We start from the raw sequence: 21,580 nt of genomic DNA, 5'->3' as shown, positions 1-21,580 counted from the left end.
CATGTTGTTGGAACTCGCTCTCTGGCTCGGCCAGGACATTCGTGGCTTCAACGTCTTCGGCTACATCACGCTGCGGACGGTGCTCGCCGCTCTCACCGCACTGGCGATCTCGCTGATCGCCGGCCCCGCCGTCATCCGCTGGCTCGCGGCCAAGAAGATCGGCCAGGCCGTGCGCGACGACGGTCCCAAGTCGCACCTCACCAAGGCCGGCACGCCCACGATGGGCGGCGCGCTGATCCTGATCGCGATCGGCGTCACCATCCTGTTGTGGGGCGACCTGAAGAACGCCTACGTGTGGGTGACCCTGCTGGTGACCCTGGGTTTCGGCGCCGTGGGCTGGGTGGATGACTGGCGCAAGGTCGTGCATCGCGATCCGAAGGGGCTGGCGAGCCGCTGGAAATACCTGTGGACCTCGGCGATCGCGCTCGCCGCGGCGATCTATCTCGGAGTCACCGCAGACACCCCGGCCGAAACCGAACTGATCGTGCCCTTCTTCAAGGCGATTGCGTACCCGCTGGGCATCTTCGGTTTCATCGCGCTGACCTACTTCGTCATCAACGGCACCAGCCACGCGGTGAACCTCACCGACGGCCTCGACGGCCTGGCGATCATGCCGACGGTGATGGTGGCCGCGGCACTGGCGATCTTCGCCTATGTCGCCGGTCACGTCGGCTTCTCGAAGTACCTCGGCGTGCCCTATGTGGCGGGCGCGGGCGAACTGGCGGTGTTCTGCGGCGCGATCTGCGGCGCGGGCTTGGGCTTCCTGTGGTTCAACGCCTACCCGGCGGAGGTCTTCATGGGCGACGTCGGCGCGCTCGCGCTCGGTGCCGCGCTCGGCACGATCGCGGTGATCGTGCGCCAGGAGATCGTGCTCTTCATCATGGGCGGCCTGTTCGTCGCCGAGACGCTGTCGGTGATGGTGCAGGTGCTGTACTTCAAGGCCAGCGGCGGCAAGCGCATCTTCCGCATGGCGCCGCTGCACCATCATTACGAACTGGGTGGCTGGAAGGAGACCCAGGTCGTGGTCCGCTTCTGGATCATCACCATCATGCTGGTGCTGTTCGGGCTGTCGACGCTGAAACTGCGATGAGCGCACTCACCGGAAAACACGTCCTCGTCCTCGGGCTCGGCGAATCGGGCCTGGCCATGGCGCGCTGGTGCGCCCTGCGCGGGGCGCGCGTGCGCGTGGCCGACAGCCGCGCCGTCCCGCCCGGGGTCGACGCGCTGAAGGCGGACGCGCCGCTGGCCGAGATCTTCCTGGGCAGCTTCGGCGACGAGGTGCTCGACGGGGTCGATCTGGTCGCGCTCAGCCCCGGGCTCGACCCGCGCGTCGGGGTCGCCGCGCAGGCGCGTCGGCGCGGCCTGCCGCTCACCGGCGAGATGAGCCTGCTCGCGCAGGCGCTCGACGAGCTCGGCGTGCGCGCGCAGACGCGCATCCTCGCCATCACCGGCACCAACGGCAAGACCACCACGACCGCGCTCACCGCGGCGCTGGCGCAGTCGGTCGGCATCGACGCGGTCGCCGCCGGCAACATCAGCCCGGCGGCGCTCGACGTGCTGATGGAGCGCCTGGAGATCGGCGCCGCGCTGCCCGCGTGCTGGGTGCTGGAACTCTCCAGCTTCCAGATCGAGACCATGCGGGGCCTGGACGCCGAGGCGGCAATCGTGCTCAACGTCACCGACGACCACCTCGACCGCTACGCCGACCTCGAGGAATATGCCGCCACCAAGGCGGCGATCTTCCAGGGCGAGGGCGTGCAGGTGCTCGCTCGCGAGGACGCGCGCGTGGCGGCCATGGCGCTGCCCGGCCGGCGCACGATCCGCTTCGGCACCGCGGCGCCGGCGAGCGACACCGACTACGGTCTGGCCGACCTCGACGGCCGCGCCTGGCTGCTGCGCGGCGGCGAGCGCCTGCTCGCCCTCGACGAGCTGCCGCTCGCCGGCCGCCACAACGCCGCCAACGCGCTCGCCGCGCTCGCGCTCTGCGAGGGCGGGCTCGGTATTGCGCCGCAGATCCTGATCCCCGGGCTGAAGGCCTTCCGCGGACTGCCGCACCGGGTCGAGCTGGTCGCCGAGCGCGCCGACGGCGTGCGTTTCTACGACGACTCCAAGGGCACCAACGTCGGCGCCACGGTGGCTGCGCTCGCCGGCATGGACTGCCCGGTGGTGCTGATCGCCGGCGGTGACGGCAAGGGCCAGGACTTCTCGCCGCTCGCCCCGGTACTCGCCGGCAAGGCGCGCGCGCTGCTGCTGATCGGTCGCGACGCCGACCGCATCGAGCAGGCGGTGGCGGGATGCGGCGTGGCGATCGAGCGCGCGCCCGACCTCGATGCCGCGGTGGCGCGCGCCAATGCCTGGGCGCAGGCGGGTGACGCGGTCCTGCTCTCGCCCGCCTGCGCCAGCCTCGACATGTTCCGCAACTACGCCCACCGCGCCGAGGTGTTCGTCGCTGCGGTGCGTCGCCTGCCCGGAGTGAAGCCGCGATGAAGTTCGCCAGCACCCTCACCGGCCTGCTCCAGCGCGAAGGTGGCGCGGCCGATCCGGCGCGCGCGGCGAGCGGGCGCCTCGGGCGCCAGGGGGCGCCGGCGCGCGAACTCGACCTGCTGTTGATCTGGGCTGCGGTCGGCCTGCTGCTGCTCGGTCTGGTCATGGTGTATTCGGCATCGATCGCGATCGCCGAGGGCAGCCGCTTCACGGCCTACCAGTCGCACTATTTCCTCCTGCGCCATGCAGTCTTCCTTGCTGTCGGCATCGGCCTCGGCCTGATGGCCTTCCAGCTGCCGATGGCGCGCTGGCAGCAGCTCGCCCCGGCGCTCTTCGTCGCCGGGGTGGTATTGCTCGTGGTGGTGCTCATCCCGGGCATCGGTCGCGAGGTCAATGGCGCACAGCGCTGGCTCTCGCTCGGGCCGGTGAACCTGCAGCCCTCCGAGCTCATGAAGATCTTCGCGGCGCTCTATGCCGCCGACTACACGGTGCGCAAGCTCGACGTCATGGGCAGCTTCGTGAAGGGCTTCGTGCCGATGATGGCGGTGATCCTGCTCGTCGGCTTCCTGCTGCTGCGCGAGCCCGACTTCGGCGCCTTCGTCGTGATCACCACGATCGCCTTCGGCGTGCTCTTCCTCGGCGGCGTGAACGTGCGCGTGTTCGTGCTCCTCGCGGTGGTGGCGGTGATCGGCTTCGTGATCCTGATCTGGACCTCGCCCTACCGCCGCGATCGCATCTTCGGCTTCATGGACCCCTGGCAGGACGCCTACGGCAAGGGCTACCAGCTCTCCCATTCGCTGATCGCCTTCGGGCGCGGCGAGTGGTTCGGCGTCGGCCTCGGCGGCAGCGTCGAGAAGCTCTTCTACCTGCCCGAGGCGCACACCGACTTCCTGCTCGCCGTGATCGCCGAGGAACTCGGCTTCGCCGGCGTGCTGACCGTGGTGGCGCTGTTCGCGCTGGTGGTGCACCGCGCCTTCATCATCGGGCGCGAGGCGATCAAGCTCGAGCGCTACTTCGCGGGCCTGGTCGCCCAGGGCATCGGCTTGTGGATCGGCATCCAGTCCTTCATCAACATGGGTGTGAACATGGGGCTGCTGCCCACCAAGGGCCTGACCCTGCCGCTGATGAGCTTCGGCGGCTCGGGCATCGTCGCCAACTGCGTCGCGCTCGCCATCCTGCTCCGGGTGGACTGGGAGAACCGCCAGCTCCTGCGTGGGGGGCGTGCATGAAGACGCTGATGGTGATGGCCGGCGGCACCGGCGGCCACATCTTCCCGGGCATCGCGGTGGCCGAGGAGCTGCGTGCCCGGGGTTGGCGCATCGTCTGGATGGGCAACCCCGAGGGCATGGAGGCGCGCATCGTGCCGCCGCGCGGCTACGACACCGCCTGGGTGCGCTTCGGTGCGCTGCGCGGCAAGGGCCTGCTGCGCAAGCTGCTGCTGCCGGTGACCCTGCTCTCCGGCTTCTGGCAGGCGCTGCGCGAGATCCGCCGCGTCCGCCCCGACGTGGTGCTGGGCATGGGGGGCTACATCACCTTTCCGGGCGGCATGATGGCCGCGCTGCTCGGGCGTCCGCTCGTGCTGCACGAGCAGAACTCGGTCGCCGGCCTGGCCAACCGTGTGCTCGCGCGCGTGGCCGACCGCGTGCTGAGCGGCTTCCCCGAGGTGCTGGAACAGGCCGAGTGGATGGGCAACCCGGTGCGCGCCGAGATCGCCGCGGTACTGCCGCCGGCCGAACGCATGGCCGGACGCTCGGGCCCGCTGCGCGTGCTGGTGGTGGGTGGCAGCCTGGGCGCCGCGGTGCTCAACGAGACCGTGCCGCAGGCGCTGCTGCGCCTTCCCGCCGAGCAGCGCCCGGTGGTGGTGCATCAGGCTGGCGAACGCCAGATCGAGGCCTTGCGCGCGGCGTACGCGCGCGCCCAGGTCGACGGGGAGCTGCGCCCCTTCATCGACGACATGGCGGCGGCCTACGCCGACGCCGACCTGGTGATCTGCCGCGCCGGCGCGCTCACCGTGGCCGAGCTCGCCGCGGCCGGGGTGGCCAGCCTCTTGGTGCCCTTCCCCTACGCGGTGGACGACCACCAGACCGGCAACGCGCGCTTCCTCGCCGACCGCGGCGGCGCCTATCTGCTGCCGCAATCCGAACTAACGCCCGACCGCCTGGCGGGCATCCTGTCCAGTCTTGACCGCGGCCGCCTGCTGCACATGGCCGAGAACGCGCGCGCGCTCGCGAAGCCGCTCGCGGCCGTCGCGGTGGCGCACGTGTGCGCCGAGCTGGGCGGTGGAGAACAAGCATGAAGCACAAGGTCAGGAACATCCACTTTGTCGGCATCGGCGGCGCGGGCATGAGCGGCATCGCCGAGGTGCTCGCCAACCAGGGTTATCGCGTCAGCGGTTCGGACCTTGGCGACAACGCCGCCACCCGCCGCCTGCACAAGATGGGCGCGCATGTGGTGCGCGGGCATGACGCGGCCAACGTCGCCGACGCCGACGTGGTGGTGGTGTCGACCGCGGTGAAGGCCGACAACCCGGAGGTGGTCGCGGCGCGCGAGCGCCACATTCCTGTGGTGCCGCGCGCGCAGATGCTCGCCGAGCTGATGCGCTTCAAGCACGGTATCGCGATCGCCGGCACCCACGGCAAGACCACCACCACCTCGCTGGTGGCGAGCATCCTCGCCGAGGGCGGCATCGACCCCACCTTCGTGATCGGCGGGCGCCTCAACGCTGCCGGCGCCAACGCGCGCCTCGGCACGGGCGACTACCTGGTGGCCGAGGCGGACGAGTCCGACGCCTCCTTCCTGCTGCTCAACCCGGTGATCTCGGTGGTCACGAACATCGACGCCGACCACATGGACACCTACGGCCACGACTTCGGCCGGGTCAAGCAGGCCTTCGTCGACTTCCTCCACCGCCTGCCCTTCTACGGCGTGGCGGTGCTGTGCGAGGACGACCCCAACGTGCGCGAGATCATCCCGCAGGTGGCCAAGCAGATCGTGCGCTACGGCTTCTCGGAGACCGCCAACATCCGCGCCGAGAACGTGCGCGCCGAGGGCGGGCGCATGCGGTTCGACTGCGTGCGGGTCAACGGCACGACCTCGCGCCTGTCGATCGAGCTCAACCTGCCCGGCCTGCACAACGTGCTCAACGCGCTCGCCGCGATCGCGGTGGCCACCGAGGTGCAGGTGCCGGACGCGGCGATCGTCAAGGCGCTCGCCGAGTTCAACGGCGTCGGCCGGCGCTTCCAGCGCTACGGCGAGGTCGCGCTGCACGACCAGGACGGCGATGAGGCCGGCCGCTTCACGCTGGTCGACGACTACGGCCACCACCCGGTGGAGATGGCGGCGACCATCGCCGCGGCACGCGGCGCCTTCCCCGGCCGCCGCCTGGTGCTGGCCTTCCAGCCCCATCGCTACACGCGCACACGCGATTGCTTCGAGGACTTCGTCAAGGTGCTGTCGACCGTGGATGCGCTGCTGCTGGCCGAGGTCTATGCCGCCGGCGAGACCCCGATCGTCGCCGCCGACGGCCGCTCGCTCGCGCGCGCGATCCGCGTCGCCGGCACGGTCGAGCCCGTCTTCGTCGAGGAGATCGCCGACATGCCGCGCATGATCCTGTCCGCCGCGCGCGATGGCGACGTCGTCATCACCATGGGAGCGGGCAGCATCGGCGCGGTGCCGGGCAAGCTCGCCAGCATCGAGGAAGCAGCGTGAAGGCCCGGTTCGGAAAGGTTGCGGTGCTGTTCGGCGGTTCGTCTGCCGAGCGCGAGGTTTCGCTGATGTCGGGCGCTGCGGTGCTCGCCGCGCTGCAGGCCGCGGGGGTGGATGCGCACGCCTTCGATCCCGCGGAGCGCGACCTGCACGTCCTCAAGGAAGAGGGCTTCGAGCGCGCCTTCATCGCCCTCCATGGGCGCGGTGGCGAGGACGGCACGGTGCAGGGCGCGCTCGAGCTGATGGGCATCCCCTATACCGGCAGCGGCGTGATGGCCTCCGCGCTGTCGATGGACAAGTGGCGCACCAAGATGGTGTGGCTGTCCGCCGGCCTGCCGACGCCGCGCTACGCGATCCTGGAGCACGACTCCGACTGGGACGCGGTGGTGGCCGAACTCGGCCTGCCGATCTTCGTCAAGCCGGTGCACGAGGGCTCGAGCATGGGCGCGACCAAGGTGGTCGAGGCGGGCCAGCTGCGCGCCGCGTGGGAGCTCGCGGCGCGCTACGACCGCCTGGTGATCGCCGAGGAGTTCATCTGCGGCGCCGAGCTCACCGCCCCCTTCCTCGAGGACCGCGCGCTGCCGCTGGTGCGCATCGTCGCCCCCGGCGGCAACTACGACTACCAGCACAAGTACTTCACCGACGACACGCGCTACGACTGCCCCAGCGGCCTGCCTGCCGCGCAGGAGGCGGAGCTGCAGGCGATGGTGATGAAGTGCGCGCGCGTGCTCGGCTGCCGCGGCTGGGGCCGCGCCGACCTCATCCTCACCGAGGACGGCCGCCCCTACCTGCTCGAGATGAACACTTCGCCCGGCATGACCGGCCACTCGCTGGTGCCGATGTCGGCGCGCGTGGCGGGGCTGGACTTCACCGCGCTGTGCCTCGAGATCCTGCAGGGAGCCCGCCTTGGCTGAAGCCGGCATCCGTCCCGCGTCGATCCGCTCCGCCCGCCGTCCGGCGGCGGGCGGAGCGGCGCGCGCGGGTGCGGAGCGCGGCCTGTGGCATCGGCCCGCGTTGCTCAACCTGATCTCCGATCTGCTCACCCTGGGTGCGGCGGTGGCGCTCGGCTGGGCGCTGGTGATCTGGTTCGTGTCGCGGCCGCTGTTCCCGCTGCGCGAGCTGGTGGTGCTCACCGACCCCGGCCAGGTCACCGTCGAACAGCTCGACTACGCCGCCCGCCTCGCGGTGCAGGGCAACTTCTTCACCGTCGACCTCGACGGCGTGAAGGAAACTTTCGAGAAGCTGCCCTGGGTGCGCAAGGCCGAGGTGCGCCGGCGCTGGCCCGACGCGCTCGAGCTGCGCCTGGAAGAACACGAGGCGGTGGCCTACTGGACGGTGTCCGAGAGCGGCGAGGCGCGCCTGGTCAACCGCCAGGGCGAGGTTTTCGTCGCCGCTTCCAACGCCGACATGCCCCAGTTCGACGGCCCGCAGGGGTCGGCGGGCTGGCTGCTCGCACGCCATGCCGAGTTCTCCAGCATGCTGCAGCCGCTCGGCGTGCGCCTGGTCGGGCTGGCCTTGTCGGCGCGCGAGGCCTGGCAGCTGCAGCTCGATAACGGCATGACCATCGTGCTCGGGCGCGAGCAGGACAAGTCTCCGCTGATGGAACGGCTGCGCCGCTTCATCGCGGTGTGGCCGCGCGTTCACGAACAGATCGACATCGACATCAAGACCGCGGACCTGCGCTATGCGGGCGGGTTCGCACTGACCCCGGCCGACGCCTCGGTGCTCCACCAGCCCGTCGCGCCCGCCGCCCGGAAAGGCAGGAAATGAGCAAGCAATACAACGAACTGATCGTCGGCCTGGACATCGGCACCGCCAAGGTCACCTGCATGGTCGCCGAGGTGAAGCCCGACGGGCGACTCAACGTCGTCGGCCTCGGCACCCAGTCCACCAACGGCCTCAAGCGCGGCGTGGTGGTGAACATCGAGGCCACGGTGGACGCGATCTCGCGCGTGGTGCAGGAGGTCGAGCTGATGGCCGACTGCAAGATCCACGAGGTCTACACCGGGCTGGCCGGCAGCCACATCAAGAGCTTCAACTCCAGCGGCACGGTCGCGATCAAGGAGAAGGAGGTCTCGCCGCTCGACGTCGAGCGCGTGATCGAGGTCGCGCGCGCGATGCCGATCCCGGCCGAGCAGCAGATCCTGCATATCCTGACCCAGGAGTTCATCATCGACGGCCAGGGCGGCGTGCGCGAGCCGATCGGCATGAGCGGGGTGCGGCTCGAGGTCAAGGTGCACATCGTCACCGGCGCGGTGTCGGCGGCGCAGAACGTGATCAAGTGCGTGCGCCGCTGCGGGCTGGAGGTCATGGATCTGAGCCTGCAGCCGCTCGCCTCCAGCCACGCCGTGCTGACCGAGGACGAGAAGGAACTCGGCGTGTGCATGGTCGATATCGGCGGCGGAACGACCGACATCGCCGTGTTCACCCAGGGCGCGATCCGCCATACCGCGGTGATCCCGGTCGCCGGCGACCAGATCACCAACGACATCGCCATGGCGCTGCGCACGCCCACCGCCGAGGCGGAGGAGATCAAGATCCGCCATGGCGTGGCGATGCACCACATGGCCGACCCCGAGGAGATGATCGAGGTCCCGGGCGTGGGCGATCGCCCGCCGCGCAAGCTCTCGCGCCAGGCACTCGCCGACGTGATCGAGCCGCGCGTCTCCGAGCTCTTCGAGCTGGTGCAGGCCGAACTGCGCCGCAGCGGCTACGAGGAGCTGCTGTCCTCGGGCATCGTGCTGACCGGGGGCTCGGCGGTGATGCGCGGCATGGCCGAGCTCGCCGAGGACGTCTTCCACATGCCCGCGCGCGTGGGCGCGCCGCAGTACGACGGCGGCCTTGCCGACGTGGTCTGCCAGCCGCGCTACGCCACCGCGATGGGCCTGGTCATGGAGGGCGCCGTGCAGCGTCGCAGGGGGCTGCAGGCGCGCGACACGCGCAGCGTGAAACAGTTTTTCGGGCGCATGAAGGCCTGGTTCGAACGCAATTTCTGAACGGGTTTTCGGGCGGTTTTCATTTTGGATGTGGGCCGATCACCATCGCTTATTTAGTAGTAAACTCCCGGCCGAATTACTAGATGCAGGCCGGCTGGCGATCGGTGCCGCGCGGGGCAGTCAATTCAGGAGGCGAGGCTAATGTTTGAAATCGTTGAGAAGGAAGCCACCGGTACGGTGATCAAGGTGGTCGGCGTCGGCGGTGCGGGCGGCAACGCGGTCGACCACATGATCCGCGAGGGCGTGAAGGGAGTGCATTTCATCTCCGCCAACACCGACGCGCAGGCGCTCAAGCGCTGCCTCGCCCCGGTCAAGGTCCAGCTCGGCATCACCGGCCTGGGTGCCGGCTCCAAGCCGGAAGCGGGTCGCGCCGCCGCGCAGGAGTCGCGCGATGCCATCTCCGCCGCGCTCGAGGGTGCGCACATGGTGTTCATCACCGGCGGCATGGGTGGCGGTACCGGCACCGGTGCGGCACCGGTGGTGGCCGAGATCGCCAAGGAGATGGGTCTCCTGACCGTTGCCGTGGTGACCAAGCCGTTCGATTTCGAGAACCGCATCCGCGTCGCCGAGAGCGGCATCGAGGAACTCACCCGCCACGTCGACTCGCTGATCGTCGTGCTCAACGACAAGCTGCTCGAGGTCTTCGGCGACGACGCCGGCTTCGAGGAGTGCTTCCGCTCGGCCGACAACGTGCTGCGCTCGGCCGTGGGCGGCATCGCCGAGATCATCAACGTGCCCGGCCTGGTCAACGTCGACTTCCAGGACGTGCGCACCGCGATGGCCGAGATGGGCCGTGCGATGATGGGCTCGGCCGAGGCCGCCGGCATGGACCGCGCACGCATCGCCGCCGAGCAGGCCGCGGTGTCGCCGCTGCTCGAGGGCACCGAGCTCTCCGGCGCGCGCTGCGTGCTGATCAACATCACCGCGAGCAAGTCGCTGAAGATGTCCGAAGTGCGCGACGCGGTGAAGACCGTGCAGGCCTTCGCCGCGCCCGAAGCCTTCGTCAAGTACGGCACCGTGTTCGACGACACCATGGAAGACCGCATCCGCATCACCGTGGTGGCCACCGGACTCGGCGCGCCGCGCGCCGCGCGCCAGCCGGTGATGCAGGTGGTGCAGGGCACCGGCACCTACGGCCCGGCCATGGGTGGCGCGGTCGACGTGACCAATCTCGACGTGCCGGCGGTGATGCGCAGCGGTCGCCGCACCACCGTCGAGGCGATGAGCACCAGCGGTGTGGGCACCTACGACATCCCGGCCTTCCTGCGCCGCCAGGCGGACTGACCTCCGCCCGGGTGGCCGCCGCCGCGGCGGCCACGAACCGGAACCCCCGCACGGGCCGTCGCCTCCGGCCCGTGCGGGGGTTCCGCCGTTTACCGGCTGGCGTCGGGCGCGCAACATCCGCTTGCGCAATAGCCCGGATGCATCGGCGCGATCGCCGGGGGGCTGCGGGGGTGCATGTTAAAATCGCGCATCGAAGAGGAAAAAGACCATGATCCGGCAGCGCACCCTGAAATCCGTCGTCACGGCGACCGGCGTCGGCTTGCACGGCGGTCGCAAGGTGACCCTGACCCTGCGGCCGGCGGCGCCCGACACCGGCATCGTCTTCCACCGCGTCGACCTCGACCCGCCCCTGACCCTTCCTGCCGATCCCTATGCAGTGTGCGACACGCGCATGTGCTCCGGGCTGGAGCAGGGCGGGCACAAGGTCGGAACGGTCGAGCACCTGATGTCGGCGCTGGCCGGGCTGGGCATCGACAACCTGCATGTGGACGTCGATGCGCCCGAGATCCCGATCCTCGATGGCAGCTCCGCCCCCTTCGTGTTCCTGCTCCAGTCGGCCGGCATCGAGGAGCAGAGGGCGGCGAAGAAGTTCCTGCGCGTGAAGAAGGCGGTCGAGTACGTGGAGGGCGACAAGTGGGTCCGGCTCGAACCCTACGATGGCTTCCGCCTGGCGTTCTCGATCGTGTTCAACCATCCCGCGATCGACAGCACCTCGACCCGGGTCGAGGTCGATTTCGCCCGTGACTCCTACATACGCGACGTCGCGCGCGCGCGCACCTTCGGCTTCATGCAGGACGTCGAGTTCATGCAGGCCAACGGGCTGGCGCTCGGCGGCAGCCTGGAGAATGCGATCGTGATGGACGAGTACCGCGTGCTCAATGCCGAGGGCCTGCGCTACGCCGACGAGTTCGTCAAACACAAGGTGCTGGACGCGATCGGCGACCTCTACCTGTGCGGCCACCCCTTGCTCGCGTCGTATTCGGCGCACAAGGCCGGCCATGCGCTCAACAACCAGATCCTGCGCGTGCTGCTCGAGGAGAAGGAGGCCTGGGAACTGGTGAGCTTCGACCAGGAGGCCGCGACCCCGCCCGCGGTCTCGCACCAGTTCGCGCCGCTCGTAGCCCTCGCATGAACGGGCGCTTCGTGTCCGGTCGTATCCCGGTGATCGCACGCGCCGCGCCTGGCCTCGATCCCGGCTGCATGCGCGCCGCCGCTGCGGGCGAGGCGGTAGACGCGCGCCGTCGAGGGGCGTACGCATGCTGATCATGCGCGTGCTGCTGTTGCTCGCGGTGCTGTCGATCGGTGGCTCGGCGATCCTGTGGCTGCTCACCGGCAACCCGCGCTACAAGGCGTGGGCATGGAAGGCCTTGCGCGCCACCTTGGTGATGCTGTTCGTGCTGTTCGCGCTGTTCGCCATCGAGCGCGTGCTCGCCCCGGTCGCCTGACTTCCGCGGGGGGCGGCGCGGACCGCAGCGCCGCAATCGCGACTTGCGGCGCTCCTACGCGGGGTCTGCGAGGGCGTCGCGGTTCTCGTAGGAGCGACGCAAGTCGCGATCCCTCCGTTCGGCCACCGGCGTGCGCCTCTTCAGGCGCGCCGGATCAGGCGTTCGATGGAGGCGCGCAGCGGCGAGTCGACGGGCAGGCTGTCGGCGAAGTCGTGCAGCTCGGCCTTCGCGGCCTCCGAGATCTGTCGCTGCGGAGCGTGGCGTTCGGGAGCCGTCTGCTCGGGCGTGCCGACCTTGACCTTGATCGACTGCACCGGATGTCCGCCATGCTGCAGGCGCTCCAGCAGGCTGGGCAGGATCTGGCGCACTCGCACAGCCGCCGCGCCGCCGCGTGCGGCCACGACCAGGCTGCCTTCCTTGAGGTTCGCGACCCGGCACTGGCCCTGCAGCTGTGGCGGAAGCATGCCGTCGAGCACCGCCTGCAGCCGGTTCAGGCGCGCGGCATGATCTTGCAGGCGGGCGAGGGCGTCGCCGCCGAGAAAGCGTGAGAGCAGCCGGGTCATGGATGCGTGCGAGAACCGTCACGGGGAGCCTGGGTGCGCCATGATAAACTCCCGCCTTTGCCGAATCGACGTCGACCCAAAAACATGATCTCCGGCCTGCTCAAGAAAATCTTCGGTAGTCGCAACGACCGCCTCGTCCGCCAGTACATGCACACCGTGCGCAAGATCAACGCCTTCGAGGCGGAGATCTCCGCACTGTCCGACGAGGCGCTGCGCGGCAAGACGGCCGAGTTCCGGCAGCGCGTGGCCGACGGAGAGTCGCTCGACGCACTGCTGCCCGAAGCCTTCGCCGTGGTGCGCGAGGCCGGCAAGCGGGTGCATGGCATGCGCCACTTCGACGTCCAGCTCGTCGGCGGCATGGTGCTGCACCACGGCAAGATCGCCGAGATGCGCACCGGCGAGGGCAAGACCCTGGTCGCCACGCTGCCCGCCTACCTCAACGCGCTGTCGGGCAAGGGCGTCCATGTGATCACGGTGAACGACTACCTCGCCAGCCGCGACGCCGAGTGGATGGGGCGCATCTACGGCTTCCTCGGGCTCACCACCGGCTGCAACCTGTCGCGCATGTCGCACGACCAGAAGCAGGCCGCCTACGCCGCCGACATCACCTACGGCACCAACAACGAGTTCGGCTTCGACTACCTGCGCGACAACATGGTGTATGCGGTCGGCGAGCGCGTGCAGCGCGCGCTCGCCTTCGCGATCGTGGACGAGGTCGACTCCATCCTGATCGACGAGGCGCGCACGCCGCTGATCATCTCCGGCCAGGCCGAGGACCACACCGATCTCTACCTGAAGATGAACCAGGTCGCGCCGATGCTCAAGCGCCAGGAAGGCGGCCTCGACGACAAGGACGAGGTCATCGAGGCGGGCGACTACACGGTCGACCTCAAGGCGCACCAGGTGCTGCTCACCGAGGCGGGCCACGAGACCGCCGAGCAGATCCTCGTGCGCATGGGCCTGCTTGCCGAGGGCGGCGGCCTCTACGACCCCGGCAACATCCTGCTGGTGCATCACCTCTACGCGGCGCTGCGTGCCCACGCCCTCTACCACCGCGATCAGCAGTACGTGGTGCAGAACGGCGAGGTCGTCATCGTCGACGAATTCACCGGCCGCCTGATGCCTGGCCGGCGCTGGTCCGACGGCCTGCACCAGGCGGTCGAGGCCAAGGAAGGCGTGCGCATCCAGGCCGAGAACCAGACCCTGGCCTCGATCACCTTCCAGAACTACTTCCGCATGTACGGCAAGCTTGCGGGCATGACCGGCACGGCCGACACCGAGGCCTTCGAATTCCAGCAGATCTATGGGCTCGAGACCGTGGTGATCCCGACCAATCGCCCGACCCGGCGCAGGGACGAGAACGACAAGGTCTACCGCACCGCGAGCGAGAAGTGGAACGCGGTCATCGAGGACATCCGTGCCTGCGTCGAGCGCGGCCAGCCGGTGCTGGTCGGCACGACCTCGATCGAGACCAACGAATTCCTTTCCGGCGTGCTCAAGAAGGCGAAGATCGAGCACCAGGTGCTCAACGCCAAGCAGCACGACAGCGAGGCGCAGATCGTCGCGCAGGCCGGCCGGCCCGGCATGGTCACGATCGCGACCAACATGGCCGGCCGTGGCACCGACATCGTCCTCGGCGGCAACATCGAGAAGCCGGTCGCCGCGGTGCGCGACGACGCCACGCTCGACCCCGCGCAGCGCGAGACCAGGATCGCCGCCCTGCGCGAGGCCTGGCAGAAGGTGCATGACGAGGTGATCGCCGCCGGCGGCCTGCACATCATCGGCACCGAGCGCCACGAGTCGCGCCGCATCGACAACCAGCTGCGCGGCCGCTCCGGGCGCCAGGGTGATCCGGGCTCGAGCCGCTTCTTCCTCTCGCTCGAAGATCCGCTGATGAAGATCTTCGCCGGCGAGCGCCTGAACGCGATCATGGTCCGCCTGAAGATGCCCGAGGGCGAGGCGATCGAGCACGCGATGGTGACGCGCTCGCTGGAGTCGGCGCAGCGCAAGGTCGAGCAGCGCAACTTCGACATCCGCAAGCAGCTGCTCGAGTACGACGACGTCGCCAACGACCAGCGCAAGGTGATCTACCAGCAGCGCAACGAGCTGCTCGAGAGCGAGGACATCTCCGACACCGTGCGCGCGATGCGCCAGGGCGTGCTGCACGACATCTTCCGCCGCTACGTGCCGGTCGACAGTGTCGAGGAGCAATGGGAGCTGCCCGCGCTCGAGCAGGCGCTGCTCGCCGAGTGCCAGCTCAAGCTGGCGGTGGCCGCGTGGGTGACGGCCGAGCCCAGCCTGGACGACGAGGCCATCCTCGAGCGCGTGGTGCAGGCCGGCGAGGAGGCCTACGCCGCCAAGACCGCGATGGTCGACCCGGCGGCCTGGCACCAGTTCGAGCGCAACGTGATGCTGCAGAGCCTCGACACCCACTGGCGCGAGCACCTCGCGGCGCTCGACCACCTGCGCCAGGGCATCCACCTGCGCGGCTATGCGCAGAAGAACCCCAAGCAGGAATACAAGCGCGAGGCCTTCGAGCTCTTCGAGAGCCTGCTCGACGCCGTGCGCACCGACGTCACCAAGATCCTGATGACGGTACAGATCCGCACCGAGGCGCAGCTCGAGGAAGCCGAGACGCCGCAGCAGGTCGAGAACGTGCAGTACCAGCACGCCGACTACGACGAGGCGCTCGGCGGTGGCGCCGAGCAGGCGGGCGCGCAGCCGGCCACTGCCGGGCCCAAGGTCGGCCGCAACGACCCCTGCCCCTGCGGCTCGGGCAAGAAATACAAGCACTGCCACGGCAAACTGAACTGATCCTTCCGTCCCGGAGAACCGCATGGCCGTCAATCTCGCCACCCCGAACCCTGCCGAACTGCTGCCCGTGAAGGGCGTGCGCCTCGGCGTGACCGAAGCCGGCATCCGCAAGGCCAACCGGCGCGACCTCACCGTGATCGAGCTGTCCGAGGGCAGCCGCGTCGCCGGCGTGTTCACGCAGAACCGCTTCTGCGCGGCGCCGGTGCAGGTGTGCCGCCAGCATCTGACGGGCGGGGCGATCCGCGCGCTGCTCATCAACACCGGTGTCGCCAACGCCGGCACCGGCGAGCCGGGCCTGGCCAACGCCAATGCCTGCTGCGCCGCGCTGGCGCGCGAACTGGGCATCGAGGCGGGTCAGGTGCTGCCGTTCTCGACCGGCGTGATCCTGGAGCCGCTGCCGGTCGACCGCCTGGTCGCCGGGCTGCCCGGAGCGGTCGCAGACCTGCGTGCCGACGGCTGGTTCGACGCCGCGCACGCGATCATGACCACCGACACCCTCGCCAAGGCGGTGTCGCGCCAGGTCCGCATCGGCGAGCGCACGGTCACCCTCACCGGCATCAGCAAGGGCGCAGGCATGATCAGGCCCAACATGGCCACCATGCTCGGCTTCCTCGCCTGCGACGCGGCGATCGCGCAGGACCTGCTCGATGACTTGGTGCGCGAGGCGGCCGACCTGTCCTTCAACAGCATCACCGTCGATGGCGACACCTCGACCAACGATTCCTTCATCCTCATCGCCACCGGCGCCGCCGGCAATGCCGAGATCGCCGACGTCGACAGCGAGGACTACCGCGCCCTGCGCGCGGCGGTGATCGAGGTCGCGGTCGGGCTCGCGCAGGCGATCGTGCGCGATGGCGAGGGCGCGACCAAGTTCATGACGATCGCGGTCGAGGGCGGCCGCGACCGCGAGGAATGCCGCAAGGTGGGCTATGCGGTGGCGCACTCGCCCCTGGTCAAGACCGCCTTTTTCGCCTCCGACCCCAACCTCGGCCGCATCCTCGCGGCGATCGGCTATGCCGGCATCGACGACCTCGACGTCGCCAAGCTGCGCGTGTGGCTGGGCAACCCCGAGGAGTCGGTGCTGGTCGCCGAGCACGGCGGTCGTGCGGCGAGCTACCTCGAGGAGGCGGGCTCGCGCATCATGAAGCACGCCGAGCTCACGGTGCGCATCGCGCTCGCCCGCGGCGACGCCGCCGCCACGGTGTGGACCTGCGACTTCTCCTACGACTACGTGAAGATCAACGCCGACTACCGCAGCTGAGCGCCTTCCGGCGTGCGCCACGGCCCCGGCAGCCACTCGGCGCCGGGGCCGTGTCATGTCATGCAGGGCGGGCGGCGACCGTGTGCTGGCATGCGTGACGTGGTTCACCCAAGGCGGCGCACGTATCTTGTCGGCGCCCCCGGAATGGGCAGAATGCAGGCTGGATGGTGCGCTCAGTTCGCCATGGAGCCGTAGGAATCGCTTTGTCATGCAGGATCCGTATACCAGTCGCTACCCGCGCACGCGGGGTCTGGCTTCGCACGCGGGGCCCCTCGTCCTGCTTGGCCTGCTCGCGCTCGACGCGCGTGCGGAATGGGGCGACCCGGACCCGTTCTTCAGCGAGATTCCGATGGTGCTGACCGCATCGCGCCTGGCGCAGTCGCCGCTCGACGCGCCTGCGCCGGTGACCGTGATCGATCGCGAGATGATCGTCGCCTCGGGTTTCAACGAGATCCACGACCTTCTGCGCCTGGCGCCCGGCTTCCTCGTGGCCGACCATCCCGATGGTCCCCCCACGGTGGCGACCCACGGCCTGGGCGACGCCCATGCGCGCCGCATCAAGGTGATGGTGGACGGGCGCACCGTCAACAGCCCGCTGTGGGGCAACGTGATCTGGGACAACCTGCCCTTGCGGGTGGACGATGTCGAGCGCATCGAGGTGGTGCGCGGCCCCAACGGTGCGGCCTATGGCGTCAATGCCTTCCAGGGGGTGGTCAACATCATCACGAGGGCTCCCTCCACCGAGAGCGGGCGGGCGTTCGTCGTGCGCACTGGAAAGAACGGTTTCCGTGATTACGGCGTGCGCCTGAACGGGGCTGGCGGAAGCGCCTTCGACTGGCGCCTCTCCGCCTCGCGGCGCGAGCTGACGACGTTCGAACCGCACTTTCGGGAACGGCTCGGGGACTGGCACTCTTCCGAGTCGCTCACCCGCAACACCGCCCACTTCAGCGCAGTGCTGCAGTTGTCCGCAGCCGAAGAGCTCGGCCTCCAGGTTGGCGTCAGCGAGGGCGACAGCAAGCGCGGCGCCCAGGCCTACCTCGACTATCCGCCCCACACCGAGGAGGACCGCGCGCTTCACCTGCAATTCGGCTGGCGGCGCCACATCGACGCGGAATCCGTGCTGAGCGTGCAGTATTTCCACCAGGGCGAGCGTGCCGGCGGGAGCTGGCCGGTGATCCAGGCGCAAGGCACGACGACCGCGAGCTTCCCGACCAGCCGGGCCAGCGAGGCGAGGCGGCACGATCTCGAGCTGCAATACGACACCCGGCTCGGCCGGCGTCTCACCGGCATGCTCGGTATCGGGCTGCGCAGCGAGCATGCGCGCTCGCTACACCTGTTCGGCACCACACGGTGGCTGGATTCGACCCATGGGCAGGTCTTCGGCAGCCTCACGTGGAACCCGCTCGATCCGCTCAAGATCGATCTCGGCGGCACGCTCGAGCACCATGACTACAGCGGCAGGCTGTTCTCGCCCCGCCTTGCGTTCAACTACGCCCTCGACGAGGACTCGGCCCTGCGCCTGTCCACCGGGACGGCGTACCGCGCCCCCAGCCTGATGGAGTCGCGAGCCTTCCAGACCGACCGCGAGGGCGACACGATCCGGCGTATCGGCTTCCGTGTCTTCGACCCGCTGCAGAGCGAGCGCATGCGCTTCGTCGATCTGGGCTATGTCGCGCAGCTGCGTTCGTTCGGACTCGGCTTCGATGCGCGTGTCTTTCGCGAGTACTACCGGCGTTTCATCGACGACAAGAGCTGCGTGTTCGGAGAGTGCCCGCGCCCCGAGCCGGCCGACTATGTTCCGATCGACCCCGGCAAGAAGAGCTTCTATTTCCTCAACGTCGACGACTTCCGCATGACCGGTGCGGAATTCACCCTCGACTGGCGCAAGCCGGGCTGGGGCAGGGCGGTACTGTCCCAGGCCTTCATCCGCATCGACCATGGCGAGCCCTACAGCGACCGCGACATCCCGAACAGCGCACCGCATGCGACCACCTCGCTGCTGCTGATCAAGGACTTCCCCGGACGCTGGCAGGCGAGCCTGGGCTACTACCACAACGGCCTGTACTACTGGATGAACGGCGGCGACATCGTGCCGCGCACCGATCGCTTCGACCTGCGCGTCGCGCGCCGCTTCGGTCCGCCCGGTTCGGACAACGAGGTCTCGCTCACCGCGCTGAGCCTGAAGGGGCGCTACGCGGACTTCCACGAGGACAAGTTCCGCCACGAGCCGGACCTCTATCTCGGCGTGCGTATCGGATGGTGACGGCGCGCATGCGAGCCTGCCTGTCGTGTCTCCTCCCCGGCGGCCTGCGCGTCGCAGCGGCGCTCGCCATGCTCGCGCTGCTGCCTGTGCTCGGCCTGTCCGTTGCGCACGCGATGGAGGTGGCGGTGCTGGTTTCCGAGCCGGGGGGGCGCGGCCAGCGCTTCGTCGAGGCGCTCGATGCCGCGCTCGCGCCCGGGGTGCATCGGCTGGCAGGCGCGGGGCTCGCCGGCGGGGAGGCCGATACAGCGCTGCTCGGCCGCGCCGATCTCGTGCTCGCAGTCGGCCACGCGGCGGCGGAGCGCGCCCTGCGGGATTCCTCGCGGCCGGTGCTGGCCGTGCTCGTCGGCCTGCGCGACCTGGATCGCCTCAAGCGGGCGCATCCCGCGCGGGATCTCGGCGCGGTGGTGCTCGACCAGCCGCTCGAACGTCATCTCCGTCTCGTGCGCGCGGTCCTGCCCGACGCGAAGCGCGTCGGCGTGCTGCTCGGACCGGACAGCGTCGTGCAACTGCCCGGCCTCCAGCATGCAGCGGACGCGCTGCGCTTGCAGGCCGACGTCCATGAGGTGCGCGAGGTGGCGGACCTCGTGCCGGCGCTCGATCACCTGCTCTTTGCCGGCGACGCCCTGCTCCCCCTGCCCGACGGCCTCGTCTCGGGGCCGGCCGCGGCGCGCACGATCCTGCTCACCAGTTACCGCCACCGCCGGCCGGTGTTCGCCCACTCGGCCGCCTATGTCACCGCGGGTGCGCTCGCCGCGGTGTTCAGCACGCCAGAGCACGTCGCGGTGGATGTCGCGGACCTGCTGGCGGCAGCCAAGGAGCCTGCGGCCCTGGTGCGCAAGATCCACTCGCCGCGCCGCTTCGATGTCGCGGTCAATCGCGCGGTGGCGCGGGCGCTGGGGCTCGTGGTCGCGGACGAGCAGGTGTTGCGCGAGCGGATTGCCGACGGAGGGGCGCAATGATCGCCGCGCTTTCCCGTTACTCGCTGCGGCGACAGATGCTTTTGGTGCTCGGCCTGCCGAGCGTCGTGTTCGTGCTCTGCATCGCCGCGCTCTTCGCTTACCAGAGCAGTCGCGCGCTCGACCAGGCCCTGCTCGAACGCGGCCGTGCCATGGTGCGCTTCCTCGCGCCGGCGGCTGAATATGTGCTCGTGTCGGGCAACCGCGAAGCGCTCGGCGCGCTGATGGCGCGGGTGCAGGTCCAGCCCGACGTGGTCGGCGTCGGGTTCTACGATGCGGGCGGCGACGCGCTGGCGACGCTGGGAGAGGGGGTGTCGCCACGGCTGGCCGCGCCGTCGCGCGCCGAGGGGGACGAGATCCGTGTCGACCTCGCGGACGGTGCGATCGGCTTCGAGGCGCCGGTGGTGGCGGTGCCCGCGACGGTGGACGACTATGCGGAGGATTCGTCGTCGAAGACGGCGCCGGTCGTCGGCCACGTCCGCGTGGTGCTCGGCACCGCGCGTCTGGATGCCGAGAAGCGCGGGGTCTTCCTGACCGTGAGCCTGTTGGTGCTGGGCGTGCTCGCGACGGCGATGGCAATCGCGGTGCGTCTGGCCGGATCGGTCGGCGAGCCGGTCGCTGCCCTGGTGGATGCGGTCGGGCGCATGGCCGACGGCGACCTCGCGGCGCGCGTACCGGCGCGTGCGCGCAACGGCGAGTTGAAGGCGCTCGAAGCGGGATTCAACGCCATGGCCGAGGCGATCGCCGAGAACCAGCGCACGCTGCAGGCCCGCATCGACGAGGCCACCGTGCAACTGGCCTGGCAGGCCCGCCACGACCCGCTGACGGGGCTCGCCAACCGGCGCGCCTTCGAGGAGCGCATCGAGCAGGCGGTGCGTGCGCACCGGCGCTCGGGCGACCAGATCACCCTCTTCTATATCGACCTCGATCACTTCAAGGTGGTCAATGACAGCTGCGGCCATGCTGCGGGAGACCGGCTGCTGAGCGAGCTCGGTGCCCTGCTCAAGGGTCGCCTGCGCTCCGAGGACGAAGTGTTCCGCATCGGTGGCGACGAGTTCGCCGCGATCTTGCGCGGTTGTGGCCGCGAGGACGCGCGCCGCATCGCCGAGGGGCTGTGCGCGGCGATCGCCGCGCATGCGTTCGAGTCCGACGGCAGGGCCTTCCGCGTCGGCGCCAGCATCGGGCTCGCGCGCATGGACCCGGACCTGCAGGAGGCCGACGCGCTGATGATCGCCGCCGACCAGGCGTGCTACGCCGCCAAGCACGGCGGCCGTGGTCACGTGGTGGAGTATCCGCTGCCATTCGTCGCCCCGGGGAGCGCGCGCCCGGGCTAGCAGCTGGGCACGATCGTCCGCCGTGACCGGCAGCGCGCTCAGTGCAGCGCTTTCGGCACCGCCAGCATGAAGGCCGGAATCTCGGCCTCGAACTCGTGGCCGTCGTCCGCGCGCATGCGGTAGCTGCCCTGCATCGTCCCCACCGGCGTGGCGAGCACGCAGCCGCTGGTGTAGCGGAAGGCCTGGCCGGGGCCGAGCACCGGCTGCTCGCCGACCACGCCCTGGCCGTGGACTTCCTGCATCTTGCCGTTGCCGTCGGTGATCACCCAGTGGCGCGCGAGCAGCTGGGCGCGCACCTCGCCGGTGTTGAGGACGGTGATGTGGTAGGCGAACACGAAGTGCTCGTCCTGCGGGCGCGACTGGTCGGCGACGTATTCGGCGACCGCGGTCACCTGGACGCGGTAAGGCGTGGTCTCGCTCATCGTCTTTTGTTCTCGGTGGGGAAGAGGGGCAGGCGTTAAAATAGCAGTTTTTC

Annotated in this window: 18 protein-coding genes; 16 read left to right on the top strand and 2 right to left on the bottom strand. The window is 69.7% G+C overall.

The window, feature by feature from the left end:
• Position 1 precedes the first annotated feature (1 nt).
• The 11 genes from mraY (at position 2) to TMZ1T_RS16535 (ending at position 11,914) form a co-directional block, all read left to right on the top strand.
• A complete protein-coding gene (gene mraY, locus TMZ1T_RS16585; RefSeq protein ID WP_004304316.1) occupies positions 2-1,090 on the top strand; it encodes a phospho-N-acetylmuramoyl-pentapeptide-transferase in 1,089 nt (362 codons plus the stop codon).
• On the top strand, positions 1,087-2,487 hold the full coding sequence (gene murD / locus TMZ1T_RS16580) for a UDP-N-acetylmuramoyl-L-alanine--D-glutamate ligase (RefSeq protein WP_012585946.1): 1,401 nt from the start codon (positions 1,087-1,089) through the stop codon (positions 2,485-2,487). Before mraY ends, murD begins: the two co-directional genes overlap by 4 nt.
• The gene (ftsW, locus tag TMZ1T_RS16575; protein WP_004304320.1) at positions 2,484-3,713 is read left to right on the top strand and encodes a putative lipid II flippase FtsW; all 1,230 of its coding nucleotides are present in this window, start codon (positions 2,484-2,486) and stop codon (positions 3,711-3,713) included. Before murD ends, ftsW begins: the two co-directional genes overlap by 4 nt.
• Positions 3,710-4,780: an undecaprenyldiphospho-muramoylpentapeptide beta-N-acetylglucosaminyltransferase gene (gene murG / locus TMZ1T_RS16570; protein ID WP_004304321.1), complete on the top strand. Its 1,071-nt coding sequence runs from the start codon at positions 3,710-3,712 to the stop codon at positions 4,778-4,780. Before ftsW ends, murG begins: the two co-directional genes overlap by 4 nt.
• Positions 4,777-6,192 (top strand): UDP-N-acetylmuramate--L-alanine ligase, encoded by a 1,416-nt coding sequence (gene murC, locus TMZ1T_RS16565; protein ID WP_004304323.1) that lies wholly within the window; start codon positions 4,777-4,779, stop codon positions 6,190-6,192. The genes murG and murC overlap by 4 nt, the downstream gene beginning before the upstream one ends.
• Positions 6,189-7,103, top strand: coding sequence for a D-alanine--D-alanine ligase (locus TMZ1T_RS16560; RefSeq protein WP_004304325.1), 915 nt, complete (start codon positions 6,189-6,191; stop codon positions 7,101-7,103). Before murC ends, TMZ1T_RS16560 begins: the two co-directional genes overlap by 4 nt.
• Positions 7,096-7,959, top strand: coding sequence for a cell division protein FtsQ/DivIB (locus TMZ1T_RS16555; RefSeq protein WP_012585945.1), 864 nt, complete (start codon positions 7,096-7,098; stop codon positions 7,957-7,959). Before TMZ1T_RS16560 ends, TMZ1T_RS16555 begins: the two co-directional genes overlap by 8 nt.
• Entirely contained in the window at positions 7,956-9,185 is a 1,230-nt protein-coding gene (gene ftsA / locus TMZ1T_RS16550) for a cell division protein FtsA (RefSeq protein WP_004306272.1), read from the top strand. The genes TMZ1T_RS16555 and ftsA overlap by 4 nt, the downstream gene beginning before the upstream one ends.
• A gap of 141 nt (positions 9,186-9,326) precedes the next feature.
• Positions 9,327-10,469, top strand: a complete 1,143-nt coding sequence (gene ftsZ / locus TMZ1T_RS16545) for a cell division protein FtsZ (RefSeq protein WP_004306274.1) — start codon at positions 9,327-9,329, stop codon at positions 10,467-10,469.
• Between the two features lie 208 nt (positions 10,470-10,677).
• Entirely contained in the window at positions 10,678-11,601 is a 924-nt protein-coding gene (lpxC, locus tag TMZ1T_RS16540) for a UDP-3-O-acyl-N-acetylglucosamine deacetylase (protein ID WP_012585944.1), read from the top strand.
• Between the two features lie 124 nt (positions 11,602-11,725).
• A complete protein-coding gene (locus tag TMZ1T_RS16535; RefSeq protein ID WP_012585943.1) occupies positions 11,726-11,914 on the top strand; it encodes a hypothetical protein in 189 nt (62 codons plus the stop codon).
• A 140-nt stretch (positions 11,915-12,054) separates the two neighbouring features.
• On the opposite strand, the gene TMZ1T_RS16530 is transcribed toward TMZ1T_RS16535, so the two are convergent.
• Positions 12,055-12,477 carry a DciA family protein gene (locus TMZ1T_RS16530; protein ID WP_004306279.1) on the bottom strand — a complete coding sequence of 141 codons (423 nt, stop codon included), beginning with the start codon at positions 12,475-12,477 and terminating at the stop codon, positions 12,055-12,057.
• Positions 12,478-12,561: 84 nt separating this feature from the next.
• Here TMZ1T_RS16530 and secA point away from each other — a divergent pair, with 84 nt between their 5' ends.
• From secA to TMZ1T_RS16505, 5 genes are all read left to right on the top strand, one after another.
• Positions 12,562-15,291 (top strand): preprotein translocase subunit SecA, encoded by a 2,730-nt coding sequence (secA, locus tag TMZ1T_RS16525; protein WP_012585942.1) that lies wholly within the window; start codon positions 12,562-12,564, stop codon positions 15,289-15,291.
• 22 nt (positions 15,292-15,313) lie between these two features.
• A complete protein-coding gene (argJ, locus tag TMZ1T_RS16520) occupies positions 15,314-16,552 on the top strand; it encodes a bifunctional glutamate N-acetyltransferase/amino-acid acetyltransferase ArgJ (protein ID WP_004306284.1) in 1,239 nt (412 codons plus the stop codon).
• Between the two features lie 208 nt (positions 16,553-16,760).
• The gene (locus TMZ1T_RS16515; protein ID WP_012585941.1) at positions 16,761-18,815 is read left to right on the top strand and encodes a TonB-dependent receptor plug domain-containing protein; all 2,055 of its coding nucleotides are present in this window, start codon (positions 16,761-16,763) and stop codon (positions 18,813-18,815) included.
• 68 nt (positions 18,816-18,883) lie between these two features.
• Positions 18,884-19,774 (top strand): ABC transporter substrate-binding protein, encoded by an 891-nt coding sequence (locus TMZ1T_RS16510; RefSeq protein WP_231570654.1) that lies wholly within the window; start codon positions 18,884-18,886, stop codon positions 19,772-19,774.
• A complete protein-coding gene (locus tag TMZ1T_RS16505; protein ID WP_004306289.1) occupies positions 19,771-21,105 on the top strand; it encodes a diguanylate cyclase in 1,335 nt (444 codons plus the stop codon). The genes TMZ1T_RS16510 and TMZ1T_RS16505 overlap by 4 nt, the downstream gene beginning before the upstream one ends.
• 38 nt (positions 21,106-21,143) lie before the next feature.
• Here the strand turns inward: TMZ1T_RS16505 and apaG are convergent, their stop codons facing one another.
• Entirely contained in the window at positions 21,144-21,527 is a 384-nt protein-coding gene (gene apaG, locus TMZ1T_RS16500; RefSeq protein WP_004306290.1) for a Co2+/Mg2+ efflux protein ApaG, read from the bottom strand.
• Positions 21,528-21,580 lie beyond the last annotated feature (53 nt).

The sequence above is a fragment of the Thauera aminoaromatica genome (assembly GCF_000021765.1).
GTDB lineage: Bacteria > Pseudomonadota > Gammaproteobacteria > Burkholderiales > Rhodocyclaceae > Thauera > Thauera aminoaromatica.
Note: the sequence above shows the minus strand (reverse complement) of the source record. Positions and strands in the feature narration are given on the sequence as shown.